Consider the following 16,477-nt stretch of genomic DNA (forward strand, 5'->3'; position numbering starts at 1 on the left):
GGCCGTGGTCGGCCTGGTGGTGGTCAGCCACAGCCGGGCCCTGGCCCGCGCCGCGGTAGGACTCGCGGCGGAGATGATCCGGGGCGCGGCGGTGCCGATCGAGGTCGCTGCCGGGCTCGACGACACGGCGTTCGGCACCGACGCCGTCGCCATCACCGAGGCGGTGGCCGCCGCCGACCGTGGCGACGGCGTGGTGGTGCTGATGGACCTCGGCAGCGCCGTCCTCTCCGCGGAGCTCGCGCTCGAGCTGCTGGCGGACGACCTGCGCGATCGGGTCGTGCTGTGCCCGGGGCCGCTGGTCGAAGGTCTGCTGGCCGCCGCGGTGGCCGCCGCGGGCGGAGCCGGCCGCGACGAGGTCGCCGCCGAGGCCGACGCCGGGCTGGCGGGCAAGCGATCCCAGCTCGGCGTGCCGGTCACCGATGCACCGGACACCGGCGGCGGGAACGGGGACGGGCCGTCGGCCACGGTCACCGTGCTCAACCGGCACGGCCTGCACGCGCGGCCGGCCGCGCGGCTCGTCACCCTCGCCCGGTCGTTCGACGCGGAGGTGCGGGTCCGCAACGCCGAGACGGGATCGCCGTGGGTGCCGGCGTCGAGCCTGTCGCGGATCGCCACCCTGGGCGTGCTGCACGGACACCGGATGCAGGTACGCGCGTCGGGCCCGCAGGCGCGGGCGGCTGTCGAGGGGATCGTGGCGCTGGCCGGGCGCGCGTTCGATGAGACCGAGCCCGCTTCCGCCGAACCGGAGGGCCCGGCCGCGCAGGGACGGGCGGCGTCACCGGGGATCGCCATCGGGCCGGCCCGGCACCTGTCCTCCGCACCGCTCGACATTCCCGACCTGCCCGCGCGCGGACCGGCGCAGGAGAGGCAACGCATCGACGACGCCCTCGCGTCCGTGCGGCAGGACCTGGAGAAGCTCCGGGCCGGCGCCGGCTCCATCTTCGACGCGCACCTGCTGCTGCTCGACGACGCCGATCTGCTCACCGAGGTCCGATCGCGGATCGACGCCGGCGAGGCCGCGCCCCCGGCCTGGGCGGCGGCCACGGCCCGGGTCGCCGGCGAGTTCGAGGCGCTGGCCGACCCGTACCTGAAGGCGCGGGCGGCCGACGTCCGCGCGGTCGCCGACCAGATGCTGCGCGCCCTGCTCGGGGTGCCCGCCGCGGTCACGCGGGGGTCCGGCGTGCTGATCGCCGCCGATCTCACGCCGGCCGAGGCCGCGGCTCTCGATCCGGTACGGGTCGCCGGTGTCCTGCTCGCGCTCGGCAGCCCCACCGCGCACAGCGCGATCCTGCTGCGAACCCGCGGCATCCCCGCCGTCGTCGGTGCCGGGCCGGCCGCGCTCGAGGTCGCCGACGGTACGCCGGTCGCGCTCGACGGGGGCACCGGCGAGGTGCTGGTGGCCCCGTCGGAGGCGGCGCTGGCGGCATTGCGCGAACGGGCCCGCGGGCAGGCTGCGCGCCGCGAGCAGGCGGCCGGCCGAGCCTCGGCGCCGGCCGTGACCCGCGACGGCGTGCGAGTCGCCGTCGGCGCGAACGTGGGGTCGGCGGCGGAGGCACGCGCCGCTGCGGAGCACGGCGCCGACCTGATCGGGCTGATCCGTACCGAGTTCCTGTTCCTGGACCGCGACGCCGCGCCCGAGGTCGAGGAGCAGGAGGCCGCGTGGCGCGAGATCGCCCAGGCGCTCGGCGGACGCCGGATCACTGTGCGGACCCTCGACGTCGGCGGCGACAAGCCGCTGCGCTATCTGCCGGCACCGGTCGAGCAGAACCCGTTCCTGGGCGTCCGCGGCCTGCGGTACACCCTGCGGCATCCCGGGCTGCTCGCCGACCAGCTGCTGGCCGTCGTCCGGGTGGCCCGCGACGTGCCGGTCAGCCTGATGTTCCCGATGGTCAGCACCGTGGACGAGGTGGTGCACGCCCGCCGGATGCTCGACGAGGCCGTCGCGCGGGAGGGCGGCGGCGAGCCCGCCGGCCTGCAGGTGGGAATCATGGTGGAGGTTCCGGCCGCCGCGCTCAAGGCCGCCGCGTTCGCCCCGTACGTCGACTTCCTGAGCATCGGGACCAACGATCTGACCCAGTACGCGCTCGCGGCCGAACGCGGCAACCCGGCGCTGGCCGCGCTGGCCGACGGCCTGGACCCCGGCGTGCTGCGGCTGATCGAGGCGGTGTGCCGGGGCGCCGGCGAGCGGGTCACCGTCGCGGTCTGCGGCGAGCTGGCCGGAGACGAGGCGGCGGTGCCGCTGCTGACCGGGCTTGGCGTGCGGGAACTCAGCGTGGCGCCGCGGAGCGTACCGGCCATCAAGGAGGCCGTCCGCGCCACGGACCTGGCCACGGCCGCCGCGCTGACGCGGGTGGCCCTGGAGATGCCGGACGCCGCCGCCGTGCGGGCTCTGCTCGACGGCCCGGGGTGAAGGAAGCGCGGAGGGCACAGCTGTTGGTTTCGAGCGGGTGGTGGCCGCTGCCGTCGGGGACATCTACGCGGCCTCGCTGACCTAACCGGGTGGCGGACGGCAACGGCGTACCGAATGATCGGACGGTGGCTCCCGTCAGCATCCGCGCGTCTTCGCCCCGCCGCGTCGTCGTTCTGGTCAGCGTGATCGTTCTGATCGACGTGTGCTTCTTCTCGGCGGTGGCGCCTCTGCTGCCGTCGTACGTGGTTGAGCTGGGCCTGTCCAAGAGTCAGGCCGGTGTGTTGGTCGGCGCCTACGCCGCGGGGACGCTGCTGGCGTCCCTGCCGGCCGGGCGGCTGACCGCGCGGCGCGGCGCCCCGCGGGTTCTGGTCTCCGGGCTGCTTCTGCTGGCGATGGCCAGCGTCGCGTTCGGTGTGGGCTCCTCGTTCGCGGTCCTCGCCGGTGCGCGCCTGCTGCAGGGGGTGGGCGGTGCCGCATCGTGGGCCGCGGGGCTGACCTGGCTCGTCCAAGAGGCGCCACGCGAACGGCGTGGCCAGATGATCGGCACGGTTCTCGGAGCCGGCGTCGCCGGCGCGATCGGCGGTCCCGTGCTGGGTGCGCTTGCCCACGCCAGCAGCCCTCGGCTGGTCTTCGGCGTGGTCGGGGTCGTGGCGCTCGGTCTGGCCGCCGCCGTGGTGCTGACTCCCTCCAGTAAGCACACGCCGCAGACCGGGACGCTGCGCCAGGCGTTGCGTCAGCCGGCGGTACGCGTGGGGGCCTGGCTCACCGTCCTGCCGGCCATGTACTTCGGTGTCGCCGGTGTCCTGGTCCCTCTGCGCCTCGACGAGCTGGGACTCGGCGCGACTGGTGTCGCCGTGGTGTTCCTCTGCGCCGCCGCGGTGGAAGCCGCGGGCAGCCCGCTGGTGGGTCGGCTCTCCGACCGCTTCGGTCGGCTGCTGCCGCTGCGGGCCGGTCTCGGCGGCGTGCTGGGCGGCTGCCTGCTGCTGCCGCTGCCGGGCCGGGCCGTGCTGCTGGCCGTGGTGGTGGTCTTCGCGGCGGCCATGAGCGGGATGCTGATGACCCCGGCGTCCGCGCTGCTGTCCGACGGAGCCGAGGCGTCCGGCCTGCCCCAGGGGCTCGCTTTCGGCCTGTTCAACTTGGCGTGGGCGGCAGGCCAGGGCATCGGCTCGGCGGGAGGATCACGCTTCGCCGAGAGCGTCGGTGACACTGCGTCGTATCTGGCGGTTGCTGTCCTGAGCGCCGCGACGCTGGCCGTGCTGGTCGTCCGGGCGCCCACAGGAGTGCGCTGACGCTCGACGTCGTGGCGATGCGGCTTGTATTTCGCACCCTGACCACGCCGCACGGGAGGGACGGCCGTATGTCAATCGGGTGGCGTCGACCGGGGCTCTGCGGCCCCGAAATGCTCGGCGGAGTGCGGCACCCGGCCGGTCACCCGTTGCCACAGCCAACCCGACGGGACGGATCGTCCGGTCAGAACGTACTCGCTGATGGCATGGTGGGTCATGGTGTCGAGCAGGGACCGGCGCGCCGAGGGTCGTCCGACGATCAGGAGCTGGTCGCCGGGCGCCAGGATGATGTCGCCGTTCGGGCCGAGGATGCTCTCGGAGTCCCGTTGCAGCAGCAGCGGCACAGCGGCGAGGGGCCTGCTCCGGTCCTGCGGGCTGTTCAGCATGTCCCCCAGCCGGGCGTCGCCAGCACGCAGCCAAGAGACGAGGGCGGGCGCGTCGCGATCGTTCAGGGTGACCTTCCAGACGCTGCCGAGGCGCCGGCCGCACTGCTGACGAAGACGGCCGATGACTTCTGCTGCCCAGTCGTCGCCACGTGCCGGCATGTTCTGCAGGAAGCGCCACAGCAGTGGGGTGCTCAGCTGGGCGTAGACCTCCCGCGCCACCATCTCGGTCGGCACCAGCAGCCGGTCGACGTCCATCGCCGCGAACAGCGGTGCGCTGGCGGGCCGGTTCTGCCGCGAGGCGATGAACAGTGCGGGGTTGACTTGGCGGGCAGCGGCGATCAGGGACAAGTTTGTCGTGTCGTTGTCGGTGCCGGCGACGAAACCCACCGCCTGCTCCAGGTCGGCGCGCGCCAGCACGGCGGGCTCGGATGCGTCGCCCACGACGACCGTGGTGCCCGCCAGGCCGTCCGGCTGCCGGTCCAGGATGACCACGTCCAAGCCCTCGGCGCGCAGGTCCTCAGCGAGCTTCCTGCCGAAGCGGCCGTAGCCGCATATGACCCAACGTCCCGCAGCCGGCAACCGACCCGGCTCGGGCAGATCGGCGCCCGGGCCGCTCTCCAGCCAGGACATCAGCTGGTACGACGCGGGTGAGCGCACGGCTAGCCCCAGGTGGTCGCCGAAGCGGTCGAACGGGTTGACGACCGTCGGTGAGCCGAAGGCCCGCATCCGGTGCTCGATCGCGGGCGAGATGGTCCGGGCGATGACCGGTAGGTCCGGGCGGACGAGAGCGGCGGTCATCGCGACGACCAGGTTGACCTCGTCGTTGTCGGTGAGTGCCAGCACTCCTTCACACCGGGGGTGCTCCAGACCGGCGACGGCCAAGGTGTGCGGGTTGCCGGCGTCTCCGGCCAGCCCGGGTACGTCGGCGTGGTACGAGTCGACGTCCAGCGAGTCGACGCGTTCCCCGGACATGTCGAGCACGACGAAGCGCCGGCCGATGGCGTCCAGCGAGCGACCGAGCAACTGCCCGGTTTGTCCGTACCCGACGATCAGCAGGAACGGCTCGCGCAACCTGCTCACCGTACGGGTGAAGCGCTGCAACCTCAGCGCCTGCCGGAACGCCCGGTCCTGCAGCAACGTGAGCAGCGACCCGATGGCGTACGCCCACCCGATCACCGTGAGGTAGATGGCGGCCATCACCCACAGCCGCTGGGCGCCGGTGAACGGTTGGGGAATCTCGCCGTACCCGATCGTGGTGGCCGTGTAGCTCATGAAGTAGAACGCGTCGAAGAACCCCATCCGGGTGGGGTGTCCGGCGGCGTCCCGGCCGGGAATGAGGGTCAGGCCCAGCACGCTGACTGCGAAGATCGTGATCAGGACGATCAGCGGGGCCCGCATGCGGCGCAGGATCAGGAAGACCGTGGACGACGTCTCCGCTGACCGGGCGGAGAACGCCCGCCGGGGTCGCCAGTGCCGCCGGTCATCGCGGTCCCGGAACCGGTGCTGCCTCGCCGAATCAGCCACGACTCCTCCCCGTCACCGGCGGTGGAACGACACGGTCTCGATCACCAGGAGCACGACCGAGACGAGATTGGCCAGCAGTGCACCCCCGGACAGCGACACGACGCTGGCCATCGCCGCCCCGTTGAGGCCGCTAGACGCGATCTGGGAGGCGTACCCCCAGGCCAGCGCGGCGGCGATCAGCTGCAGGTCGGCGACGAGGCTGGTGGCCAGGTGCACCGCCCCGATCTGGGTACGGTCGCCGAACTTCAGCACGGTCGCGATGAGACTGACCACGATCGCCGCGAACAGCTCGTACACGTTGTGCAACGACGGGTCGGACAGGTCGCCGATGAAGAACCCGAAGTTGAGCGTCGCGGCCAGCAGCACGAAGAAGCCGAAGATCACCTTTTCGAGACTCATGCGTGCCTCCTCCGGGTCGGAAACTCACGCTAGCTCGATACCGCCTCAGCCGCTGCGCGACCACGGTGGACGTGGCGACAGCCTGACGTATCGAGCGGCGGCCCTGGAAATGCTGGAACGCCTGGACGAGGCGACCGCCGCCATCACCAGGGCTGCCGTCACCGGTGACCGGTGGGACGTAGAAGCACGGCGTACAGGTCGCGGGAGCCTGGCTCGTGGACGTTTCCGTCGGCATCACGTCCGAGCGGAGCCGACTCGCCGGTAGATGGGAAGTACCAGACCTCCTCCACATCAGCCAGCGGTGAACAGTCATCCCCTCCTGTTTCGTCCAGGCCGACGATGACGACGGCCTCGCCGGGAAGGTCGGCCAGAATGTTGCGCAATTCCGCGACGGTGATCGTCCCGAGGGTGAGCATCGGATCCACGCGCGCATTCTGATCCCGAACGTAAGTGTTGTCCTCGGGCACACTGACTCCGCTCGCTGTGACGTCACCATGATGTGTCGCTGTTTGACGATAGATGCCGAGGCTGCACGAGGTGTGCCGTAGGCGCACTCTCATGCCGCGTCAAGGGCGTTGAAACTTCCGCAGGCGGCGATGCACCGCGAGGTATGCCGCCTTCTCTGCTCCGGTCCAACCCGGCACGGGCCGTCCTTGATCGAACCAGGCCGTCACCCAGCTTTGTGATACTCCAGCAGGAGATCCGCGCTACGTCTCGGTGCAGAATCGCCACCGGCATCGTGGTGCCGGTCCTCGACCTCTGATCGTGGCTCCGTCCGGCGGACCTTTGGTGACGACCGTCCGTATGCCGGCGGACAGGCATGGCGATGCTCAGCTCCGGCAGGTACTGACGTGCCACCACCAGGCTGGCAGCCACGAAGGAGACGGCGCCGACCAGCCATGGGCTCGGGGCGGCGGCCGGCGGCCGACGACGAAAATCGCCACCACCAGCGCGAGGATCACGGCGCTGGTCCCGGCGTACTGGGCGGCCGAGGCAACGAACCCGTCCGCATCGATCTGCGCGACCGCCGGGAACAACGAGCCGAGGACGAACACCAATTTGCTGCGGACGGTGACCTGGCTGTAGCGGTCGACGCCATGCCCGAGCCAAGGCCGGTCTCGAACGCCTCGTCCGGCAGCGGCGCCAGCCGGGGCTGCTCGAGCCCGGGTGTTGAGGCTGGCTTGGGCGTACGGGGCACGGCTCTGGGGAGTCGGAGCGGTTGGTGAGCTGGTCGGACCGGTCGGCTCAGGCGTTGTCCACCAGGTAGAACAGAGTGCTGGTCAGTATCACGCCGAGCAGGCCGGTCAGCACCATCAGGATGATGAAGGCGACGGTGTGGCTGCGCTTCTCGCCCGAGGGGGGCAACGGTGCGGGCAAGGACGGAGTCGGCCGGGGCTTCGCGGCCGGGAGTGTCGATCGAGGGCTCAACGGGGGCAGGGGCGTCCGGTGTGGTCTCGGGACAGGGGCCGGCGCGATGCCGAGCAGGGTCTCGAGGAGCTGGCGTGCGGTGGGCCGGTCCTCGGGCCGCTTGGTGAGTGCCTGGGCGACCAGGTTGCGCAGTACGCCGGTGAGGCCCGTCAGGTCGGGAGGCTGAGTTGCGATACGCAGGGCTGTTGCCGGCGGCGTGTTCGCGGTGAAGGGCGTGCGCCCGGTCGCCGCGTAGGTCACAAGCACGCCCCAGGCGAAGATGTCCGCGGCTGCGGTCACCGGGCCACCCGCGGTCGTGTCGAACGACTCGGGTGCCATGTACTGAACCGTGCCGATCATCTGCCCGCTCGCGGTGTGCTGGCTCGTGTGGTCCAGTGAGCGGGCGACACCGAAGTCGATGATTTTGATACTACCCAAAGTGATCAGGACATTGTCAGGTTTGAGATCCCGGTGGACCACCCCGGCCTGATGGATCGCGACGAGCGCCGCGGTGACGCCGATGATCACACCGGGCAGCCCGTCCGAGCTGAGTGGACCGTTCTGCTGAACCTCCGCGGCGAGGCTCGGACCGGAAACATAGTCCACCACCAGGTAGGGCGGATCATGGTCGGAGTCGGCGTCGAGCACTGCCGCGGTGCAGAACGACGGCACCTGGCGCAGCCGGTTCACTTCGCTGCGGAAGCGGCCCCGCAGTGTGCTGTCCCACGCGTACTCGGTGCGGATGGTCTTCACGGCGACCCGTCGCCCGTTGTGCCCGCGGCCGAGATACACCGTGCCCATCCCGCCGGTGCCCAAGCGGCCGACCAGCTCATAGTCGCCCAGGCGGGTGGGATCGCCGGCGCGCAAGGGCGTGATCATTTCCCTCCTGCCAGTCGCGGGGCGCTGAGGTGATCGAGGCTACTCGCCGGCCGTACCTGCTACCGAGAACGGGTCGAGTCCACCGCAGGTCAGGCCGCGACAATCTGTAGCTGTTGCCGCTGCGAGACGCGATCCGCGTGTACGACGGAGAGCGGGGAAGGCCTACGCGCACGATCCGACCCACCGGGGTGTTCGTCGCCGGCTCCTCGCGCATACCATTCCGGAACGCGCCGACCAGGTCGCCCGCCGAGCTGCCAAGGGCAGCCAGGTTGGACGCCCGCCCGGTTTCGACAAGGGTCGGTAGATGCCTATCGAGCGTCAGCACTTCCGGAAAGCGCTTCGATCACGTTCGGGTGGTGTCGATCGAGGACACCGAGGCGCAAATCCACCACGCCTCTCGCGCCCCGACGTCTTCTGATGCCCCCGCAACGCCACGTACCCCTCCCGGTCGGCGGCCGTCAGATCGCAGCGCAGCAGCCGTACGTCCGCGCGGATCGCCTCCTCGTCGACGATCTCGGTTTCCGGGCGGTGCGTGACGATCCGTCCGGTCGCGCCGACAGAACCCCCTCGACACGGCCCGGATAGACCCCGAGAGGTCCCCAACGGGAAGCCACCGCTGGGGGCAGACGCGCGGAAGCCGGGCGGTTCAAGGGCTCCCAACCGCCGTTACATGGCCGGTCATGTGGCGGGCGGTTTGTTCCGGCGCCGCCGGGCCGGGGCCGGCAGAGGCGGCTTGCGGGCGGCGTGCCCGATGATCAACGCGGATGCCAGGACGAGCCCAGCGGGCAGCAACCACACCGCGACGCTGTCGTGCCGCTGTGGGGCGGCCTCGGCGGTGTTGTCGGGATCGTCGACACCGCTGGGGGTAGGTCCGGTCGTCGCGCCGGTCGCGTCGGGTTTGTCGCCGTGGCTGGTCTGGGCCAGCAGTTGCGGGTCGGGTCCGTTCGTCGGTGCGGTCCAGCCGGCGGGGGCCGGCGTGGCCGGGCCGTTGTAGTGGAACCTGACGCTGCCCATTACCGCCATGGGTCAGCCGATCCAGCGGAGCGGCACCGAAGCCGCTATGCGCGACCGACAATGAGTCACCTCAACAAGCAGCGCCGCCGGCACTTCCGCTGTCGCCTCTGCCTCGAACTTGGCAGCACCAACCAGCTGCGGCGCCCCGCACGCCCGCCTCGACGACCCGGTCCCAGATGTCACCACCGACTCCGTGCCGAGCTACGTGGCTGCGGACCAAGGGCTACCCTGGCAAGCCGGAGGTGTCGAACATGCCGCTGCTGGGCAACCTGCTCGAGCAGGGCGTCCGGGACATGGTGCGGATCTGCGACGGGCGGATGAGTGGCACGGCCTACGGCACGGTCGTTCTGCACGGCGCCCCCGAAGCAGCTGCCGGAGGACGACTCGGCAAGGCCCGCACCGGCGACATGCGCGACGCCCTGAACCGACACCTGGACGTCGACGTCTCCGCCGCGGAGCGGGAAGCCTGCGAGCTGGCCCTCGAGGCGGTGACGGCCTACTCCGCTCACCGCCGCGGCTGGGAACGGGTCCACGTCGAACACCGTCGGGCAGGCCAACACTGGCGGCGCGCTCGACGGTCTGCTCGGCTCAAGCGGCGACCGTGCGTCCCGCGAGTCCGACTGACAGACAAGGACAGCTCATGAGCGCATCCCGTACCGCTGTCGTCACCGGCGGCATGAGCGGCCTCGGCGCGGCGGCCGCTACCCGCCTGGCCGCCGACGGCATCAAGGTCATCACCCTGGACATCGCCGACGGCGCCGACCTGCACGTCGACGTCACCGACGCGGCCGCTGTGCGAGCCGCCGCGGAACAGACCGGCCCCGTCGACATCCTGATCAACTCGGCCGGCATCGTCGGCCCGAACGCGCCACTATGGGAAGTCCCGCTCGACGGCTGGGCTCGCACCTTCGCCGTCAACGTCAACGGCACCCTGCACACCTGCCAGGCCTTCGTACCGGGCATGCGCGAACGTGGCTGGGGCCGCATCGTCAACATCGCCAGCATGGCCGGCAAGGACGGCAACCCCAACATGTCGCCCTACTCGGCCTCCAAGGCCGCCGTCATCGCCCTCACCAAGTCCCTCGGCAAGGAACTCGCCACCAGCGGCGTCCTCGCCAACGCCATCGCCCCGGCGGTGATCGAGACCCCGATGAACGCCAGCACCGGAGCGGAAGCGCTCGCCCACATCACCAGCCTGATCCCGATGAGGCGGGTCGGCCGGCCCGAGGAGGTCGCCGAGCTCATCGCCTGGCTCGTCTCCGACAAGGTCAGCTTCTCCACCGGCGCCGTCTACGACATCAGTGGCGGCCGCGCCACCTACTGATCTCCGCGGCCAGAGTCCTGGGAGGCGATGATGGTGCATGATTCTCGGCTACCTGATGCACCGATCCGGACTCGGGCATCGCCATCATGCTCGGTGCCACCGGACGCGGGTCCGCACTGCCGGGCGTCGCAACGATCCCAGAATTCATCTGGGAGCTGTCGTTCGGCGTCTACCTCATCGCCAAGGGCGGCCTAAGCGTCGAGGCGTCGGGTGGCGCGTCGGCGGCACTGATCTTCGCGTCGATGGCGGTCGGGTCGTCGATCGGGTGGTGGCCCTGGTGCCCGCTCGGGAGGGCTGCGCCGGCGTCCGCGCATATGTCATGGACGTCGACAGGGTCGAGGCCGCATCATCGCTTGGTGACCGGCTCCGACCGTGACCTGTTCGCATCCTTCGCCCCGAACGAACGCGCGCTGTTGGCTTGGGTGGCCCCGCAGCTGGACGCCGCCGCCATCGAGGAGATCGCCGAAGCCGACTACGGCGTCGACGTGCCCGAGTACCGTCGGGCCCTGACCGACCTGGTGCACAGCCCCTGGCTGCCCGATGACCTCAGAAGGGATCCCGCCGAGGTCCTGGCCCTGACCCGGTGGACAACGCCGGCCGGCCGGCGCGACCACCTCCGGCGACTGTTCGCCTGCACGCTCCTGGTCCGGGCAGTGACCGCCGGCGGCAACCCGGTGGACTCTCTCGCCCCGTTGGTGGACTCGGCATGGGAACTCGGAGAACCGGCCCGCGATGCCGCAGTGCGCTTTCTGGCCTGGTGCCGGCTGAACCTACCGGGCGACTGGCGCGACGACTCGTCCGCGCCGGTGTTCCTGACCCTCGCAGTGCTGCTGCTGTCGGCGGAAACGGCGACCGCGGCAGCACTGGCGGCGGTCCTGGTCGAGGAACTGGACGCAGTGCTGACCGACCCGGAACTGCCGTGGCGGCGACGTCCCCGGTCACCCCTGTACGTCCGCCGCGACACCGACTCCGCCTCCACCCGCCGGCTGTGGTCGGCGCTGGTGACCCGCTGCCTGGTGGACAACCCCGCGGTCGTCGATCCCCGGCTGACCGCGCTGGGCAGAGCCCTCGATGGCAACGCCGCCACCCCGATCACCGAACTCCGCGCACTGTTCACCGGCACGACGTAGCGGGAGGGGTGTTGGTAAGGAATGTGCCTCGCCGGCATCACGGGCGAGGTTTCGGGCTCTTGACCGCGAGCGTCTGATTGCGTAGACATGATAGCGCAGTCATACAGGCTGTGGCCCGGCGGTGGGAGGTGCCATGACGCGACTGACGAGGCAGGGCGGAAGCCCTCCGCCGCCGCGCAGCGTGGACGTCGCGCGGCTGGCCGGCGTCTCCCAGAAGACGGTGTCCAGGGTCCTCAACGACGAGCCGTATGTCTCGGCCGACGTGCGCCGGCGGGTGCTGGACGCCGCTGAGGAGCTCGGCTACCGGCGCAACCAGGCGGCCCGGGCGTTGGCCTCGGGGCGGACCCGGTCGATCGGCGTGGTGACGCTCGGCAGCGCCTTGTACGGGCCGGCGTCGCTGCTCGTGGGCATCGGGCGGGCGGTCCGGGAGGTGGGCTACACGCTGCGGGTGGCCGACACGATCGAGGGCGACCCGGGCGGCATCGCGGGCGCCCTGGCGTCGCTGCTGGACCAGGGCGTGGACGGCGTCGTCATCTCCGAGCCGATCGACGAGGGGGTCGGCCTCATCAGCGTCGACGTGCCGGTCCTGGTCCTCGGCGCGCCGTCCACCTTCGCGGCGCCGCAGGTGGTGACCGCCAGGGTCGGCGCGGGCCTGCTCGCGCGGGCCGCGACCGAGCACCTGCTGGAGTTGGGGCACTCGACCGTCCATCACCTGGCCGGTCCGCAGCGGTGGTATTCGGCACGGGACCGTCTCGCCGGTTGGCGCGAGGCGCTGCGAGCCCACGGCGCGGACGAGCCGCCGGTCGTCGAGGGCGACTGGTCGGCCGCGTCCGGCTACGCGGCGGGCCGGGAACTGGCCGGCGACGGCACCGTGACCGCGGTGTTCGCCGCGAACGACGACATGGCGATCGGTTTCATCCGCGCGCAGCTCGAGGCCGGGCGCCGGGTGCCCGAGGACATCAGCGTCGTCGGGTTCGACGACATCCCGGTCGCCGCTTACGTCAGCCCCCCGCTCACCACCGTGCGGCAGCCGTTCGACGAGGTCGCGCGGCAGGGCCTCGCGCTGCTGGTACACGTCATCGAGAAGCCGGATGTCGAGCTTCCACCGGCGGCCGACCAACCGGTCGAGCTCGTCGTCCGCGCCTCGACGGCGCCACCACCGCTCCGGCCGATCCCGGGACGTGGCCGCCGAGCGATCCCCCATGCCCACGGCGGCCCGCACGGTCAGCCCGCCGGCAGCGAAGTCCCCTCCACCCAGCCCTGATCAGCTTCGATCTGTCCACCTACGGCGGCACGTCACCCGAGGCCCGCACCGGCCGTCGCTGACGAGCGGCGGTAACACCCGCGCGGACGCGCACCTCTCTCGGTACCCCCTGTCCTCAGCACGCCGTTGCCCGGCGCGCCGGTCCACCCTGCCCTTTGACGGGAGTTCACCATGGCCATATCGTCCCGACAGTTCCCGGTAAGCCGCCGAACCTTGCTCGCCTCGGCCGGAGCGGTGTCGTTGAGTGCCGCGCTGGCCGCGTGCGGCGGCGACGACGACAAAGGCGGCGGTACCTCCGCCGCCGCGGCGGTGAGCCAGGCCGACATCGACAAGGCGATGTCGACCGCGACCGAGCTGACGTTCTGGACCTGGGTTCCGGACATCGCGCAAGAGGTGGCGCTGTTCGAGCAGAAGTACCCGGCCGTCAAGGTCAAGGTGGTCAACGCCGGCCAGGGCGCCCCGGAGTACACCAAGCTGCGCACGGCGTTGCAGGCCGGCACCGGTGCTCCCGACGTGGCGCAGATCGAGTTCCAGTACATCCCGACCTTCACCATCACCGACAGCCTGCTGGACCTGCGCCCGTACGGCGTGGCGGCGCTGAAGGACAAGTTCGTGGACTGGACGTGGGCGCAGGTCAGCGGGCCCAACGGCGAGGTCTGGGCGATCCCGCAGGACACCGGTCCGCTGGGCATGCTGTACCGCAAGGACATCTTCGACCGGTACGGCATCCAGGTCCCGACGACCTGGGACGAGTTCGCTGCCGCGGCCCGCAAGCTCCATGCCGCCAACCCGAAGGTCTACCTGACCAACTTCGCGCCGAGCCAGCCCGCCGCGTGGCACGGGCTGGTGTGGCAGGCGGGCGGCAAGCCCTACGTGAAGTCCGGCAAGAGCACCATCGCCATCCACGTCAACGACACGACGTCCCAGAAGCTCGCCGCGTACTGGGGCGGGCTGGCCAAGGAGGGCGTCGTCGGGACCGAGCCGGACTTCACCGATCCGTGGTTTGCCGCGCTCAACAGCGGCAAGTACGCCACCTGGCTCACCGCGGCCTGGGGACCGGTCTTCCTCTCCGGCTCGGCGAAGTCCACCTCGGGCAAGTGGCGCGCTGCCCCGCTGCCGCAGTGGGACGCGTCCACGCCGCAGTCGGGCAACTGGGGCGGTTCGACGAGCGCGGTCATCAAGTCGACCAAGAACCCGATCGCGGCGGCGGTGTTCGCCCAGTTCCTCAACTCCGACCCGGACAGCGCCAAGCTGTTCGCCACCAAGCAGTTCCTGTTCCCGGCGACGAAGGCGCTGCTCGCCGACCCCGGCTACCTCGGTGACACCCCCGCCTTCTACGGCGGCCAGAAGGTCAACCAGCTCTTCGCCGGGATCAGCAGCACTGTCAACACCACGTTCCAATGGCCGCCGTTCCTCGACCGGGTGGAGACGGACTTCAAGGAGACCGTCGGCAAGTCCCTCACCGACAAGACCGACGCCGTCACCGCGCTCGACCAGTGGCAGACCCGGATCACCACCTTCGCCAAGGGCCAGGGCTTCACCGTCCAATAGCAGCCGGCGGGTTCCGCGGCCGGCGCCGGCCGCGGGACCCGGCACCCTCGACCGAAAGGCCCGACGATGAGTGTCATCACCGCACGGTCTTCCCGGCGCACGGCCGGGCCGCTGTTCGTCGCCCCGTTCCTGCTGCTGTTCGTGCTGCTCTTCCTCGCCCCGCTCGGCTACGCCGCCTACCTGAGCCTCTTCGAGCACAAGCTCATCGGGGGCACGACGTTCGTCGGGCTGGACAACTACGTCACCGCCGTCAAGGACCCGCAGCTGATCCACGGCGTGCTACGGGTCGCGACCTTCTTCCTGATCCAGGTGCCGGTGATGCTGGTCCTGGCGCTGCTCTTCGCGCTCGCGCTGGACAGCGGCCTGGTGCGGCTGGCACGCGTGGTCCGGCTGGGCATCTTCGTGCCCTACGCCGTACCGAGTGTGGTCGCCTCGCTCATGTGGGGCTACCTCTACGGGCCGGACTACGGCCCGTTCGCCCAGCTGGGCAAGGCGTTGCACGTGCCGGTCCCGCACTTTCTGAGCAGCGAGTGGATGCTCGGCAGCCTGGGGAACATCGTGACGTGGGAGTTCGTCGGGTACAACATGATCATTCTCTACGCCGCACTGCGCGCCATACCGCAGGATCTCTACGAGGCGGCGGCGGTCGACGGCGCCGGCGCGTGGCGGATCGCCTGGTCCGTCAAGATTCCCGCGTTGCGGCCGGCGCTCATGCTCACCCTGGTGTTCTCGGTCATCGGCAGCTTCCAGCTCTTCAACGAGCCGAACCTGCTGCAACGCCTCGCCCCCGGGGTCATCGACAGTGCCTACACCGCCAACCTGTACGCCTACTCCCTCGCCTTCATCAACCAACAGATCAACTATGCGGCCGCGGTGTCGTTCCTCCTCGGGCTGGTCATCGTGATCGTCTCCTACGCCGTCCTGCTCACCGCGAACCGCAGGAGGACCTCATGACCACCACCGCCCCGGCCGTTCCGAGCGTCGCGGCGACCGGCCGGGCACGCACCGCCAGGCGGCGCCGGTCGCCGGGCAGGCGGCGCAGCACCCCGCTGACCATCGCCATGCTCGCCGCCCTGGCCTACTTCCTGCTGCCGCTGTTCTGGTTGGCGGTGGCCTCGACGAAGAGCACGCAGGACCTGTTCAGCACATTCGGACTGTGGTTCTCCCGGTCACCGCAACTGCTGTCGAACATCCGGGCGACGCTGACCCACGACCACGGGGTCTTCCTGCACTGGATGCTCAACACCATGCTGTACGCGGTCGTCAGCGCGGTCGGGGCCGCGCTGCTGGCGGCCGCCGCCGGGTACGGGTTCGCCAAATTCCGGTTCCGTGGCGACCGCGCCGGATTCAACCTGGTGCTCGGCGCCATCATGGTGCCGACCACCGCCCTGGCGATACCGACGTACCTGCTGTTCGCGAAGGTCGGCCTGGTCAACACGCCTTGGGCCGTGATCCTGCCCTCGCTGGTCAGCCCCTTCGGCATGTACCTCATGCGCGTCTACGCGCAGGACGCCGTCCCGGACAGTCTCATCGAGGCCGCCCGCATCGACGGCGCCGGCGAGGCTCAGATCTTCTTCCGGATCGCCCTGCGGCTGCTGGCTCCCGGGCTGGTGACCGTGGTGCTCTTCACCCTCGTCACGACCTGGAACAACTACTTCCTCCCGCTCATCATGCTCAGCGACCCCAGCCTGTACCCGATCACCGTCGGCCTCTCCTCCTGGGCCTCCCAGACCGCAGGGGGCGGATCCGGTGCGAACAGCGACACGGTCGTGCTCGTGGTGACCGGGTCCATGCTCTCGATCGTCCCGCTCGTCGTGGCCTTTCTGCTGCTGCAGCGGTACTGGCAGAGCGGGCTGGCCACCGGCAGCGTCAAGCAATGACCAACCGCTCCACTTCGGAGGTT

15 protein-coding genes and 1 pseudogene are annotated in these 16,477 nt (G+C 70.8%); 10 read left to right on the forward strand and 6 right to left on the reverse strand.

Going from position 1 to position 16,477, the window contains the following annotated elements:
• Positions 1–4: 4 nt before the first annotated feature.
• Both ptsP and ACQP2Y_RS13140 read left to right on the forward strand, forming a co-directional pair.
• Positions 5–2,410, forward strand: coding sequence for a phosphoenolpyruvate--protein phosphotransferase (gene ptsP / locus ACQP2Y_RS13135; protein ID WP_433727724.1), 2,406 nt, complete (start codon positions 5–7; stop codon positions 2,408–2,410).
• Between the two features lie 125 nt (positions 2,411–2,535).
• Positions 2,536–3,699: an MFS transporter gene (locus ACQP2Y_RS13140; RefSeq protein WP_433727726.1), complete on the forward strand. Its 1,164-nt coding sequence runs from the start codon at positions 2,536–2,538 to the stop codon at positions 3,697–3,699.
• A 71-nt stretch (positions 3,700–3,770) separates the two neighbouring features.
• On the opposite strand, the gene ACQP2Y_RS13145 is transcribed toward ACQP2Y_RS13140, so the two are convergent.
• The 5 genes from ACQP2Y_RS13145 to ACQP2Y_RS13165 form a co-directional block, all read right to left on the reverse strand.
• Positions 3,771–5,606 (reverse strand): potassium channel family protein, encoded by a 1,836-nt coding sequence (locus ACQP2Y_RS13145; RefSeq protein WP_433727728.1) that lies wholly within the window; start codon positions 5,604–5,606, stop codon positions 3,771–3,773.
• A gap of 12 nt (positions 5,607–5,618) precedes the next feature.
• Positions 5,619–6,005, reverse strand: a complete 387-nt coding sequence (locus tag ACQP2Y_RS13150; protein WP_360553786.1) for a DUF6394 family protein — start codon at positions 6,003–6,005, stop codon at positions 5,619–5,621.
• A gap of 158 nt (positions 6,006–6,163) precedes the next feature.
• Positions 6,164–6,430, reverse strand: coding sequence for a hypothetical protein (locus ACQP2Y_RS13155; protein ID WP_433727730.1), 267 nt, complete (start codon positions 6,428–6,430; stop codon positions 6,164–6,166).
• Positions 6,431–6,835: 405 nt separating this feature from the next.
• Positions 6,836–7,063 (reverse strand): hypothetical protein, encoded by a 228-nt coding sequence (locus tag ACQP2Y_RS13160; protein WP_433727733.1) that lies wholly within the window; start codon positions 7,061–7,063, stop codon positions 6,836–6,838.
• Positions 7,064–7,250: 187 nt separating this feature from the next.
• Positions 7,251–8,279: a serine/threonine-protein kinase gene (locus tag ACQP2Y_RS13165; protein ID WP_433727735.1), complete on the reverse strand. Its 1,029-nt coding sequence runs from the start codon at positions 8,277–8,279 to the stop codon at positions 7,251–7,253.
• A gap of 163 nt (positions 8,280–8,442) precedes the next feature.
• Between ACQP2Y_RS13165 and ACQP2Y_RS13170 the strand changes: the two are divergent.
• A pseudogene (locus ACQP2Y_RS13170) lies at positions 8,443–8,586 on the forward strand (IS5/IS1182 family transposase); the annotation flags it as partial.
• A gap of 383 nt (positions 8,587–8,969) precedes the next feature.
• Here ACQP2Y_RS13170 and ACQP2Y_RS13175 read toward each other — a convergent pair.
• A complete protein-coding gene (locus ACQP2Y_RS13175; protein ID WP_433727737.1) occupies positions 8,970–9,305 on the reverse strand; it encodes a hypothetical protein in 336 nt (111 codons plus the stop codon).
• Between the two features lie 251 nt (positions 9,306–9,556).
• Here ACQP2Y_RS13175 and ACQP2Y_RS13180 point away from each other — a divergent pair, with 251 nt between their 5' ends.
• The 7 genes from ACQP2Y_RS13180 (at position 9,557) to ACQP2Y_RS13210 (ending at position 16,454) form a co-directional block, all read left to right on the forward strand.
• Positions 9,557–9,949, forward strand: coding sequence for a dihydroxy-acid dehydratase domain-containing protein (locus tag ACQP2Y_RS13180; protein ID WP_433727739.1), 393 nt, complete (start codon positions 9,557–9,559; stop codon positions 9,947–9,949).
• Positions 9,946–10,629, forward strand: a complete 684-nt coding sequence (locus tag ACQP2Y_RS13185) for an SDR family NAD(P)-dependent oxidoreductase (RefSeq protein WP_433727741.1) — start codon at positions 9,946–9,948, stop codon at positions 10,627–10,629. Before ACQP2Y_RS13180 ends, ACQP2Y_RS13185 begins: the two co-directional genes overlap by 4 nt.
• A 356-nt stretch (positions 10,630–10,985) precedes the next feature.
• Positions 10,986–11,759, forward strand: coding sequence for a hypothetical protein (locus tag ACQP2Y_RS13190; protein ID WP_433727744.1), 774 nt, complete (start codon positions 10,986–10,988; stop codon positions 11,757–11,759).
• 133 nt (positions 11,760–11,892) lie between these two features.
• A complete protein-coding gene (locus ACQP2Y_RS13195) occupies positions 11,893–13,023 on the forward strand; it encodes a LacI family DNA-binding transcriptional regulator (RefSeq protein WP_433727746.1) in 1,131 nt (376 codons plus the stop codon).
• 171 nt (positions 13,024–13,194) lie between these two features.
• Complete coding sequence (locus ACQP2Y_RS13200) at positions 13,195–14,574, forward strand: extracellular solute-binding protein (RefSeq protein ID WP_433727749.1); 1,380 nt, start codon at positions 13,195–13,197, stop codon at positions 14,572–14,574.
• 66 nt (positions 14,575–14,640) lie between these two features.
• Positions 14,641–15,528 carry a carbohydrate ABC transporter permease gene (locus ACQP2Y_RS13205; protein WP_433727751.1) on the forward strand — a complete coding sequence of 296 codons (888 nt, stop codon included), beginning with the start codon at positions 14,641–14,643 and terminating at the stop codon, positions 15,526–15,528.
• A complete protein-coding gene (locus tag ACQP2Y_RS13210) occupies positions 15,525–16,454 on the forward strand; it encodes a carbohydrate ABC transporter permease (protein ID WP_433727754.1) in 930 nt (309 codons plus the stop codon). Before ACQP2Y_RS13205 ends, ACQP2Y_RS13210 begins: the two co-directional genes overlap by 4 nt.
• Positions 16,455–16,477: the final 23 nt, after the last annotated feature.

It is taken from the genome of Actinoplanes sp. CA-051413 (assembly GCF_050955795.1).
Lineage (GTDB): Bacteria > Actinomycetota > Actinomycetes > Mycobacteriales > Micromonosporaceae > Actinoplanes.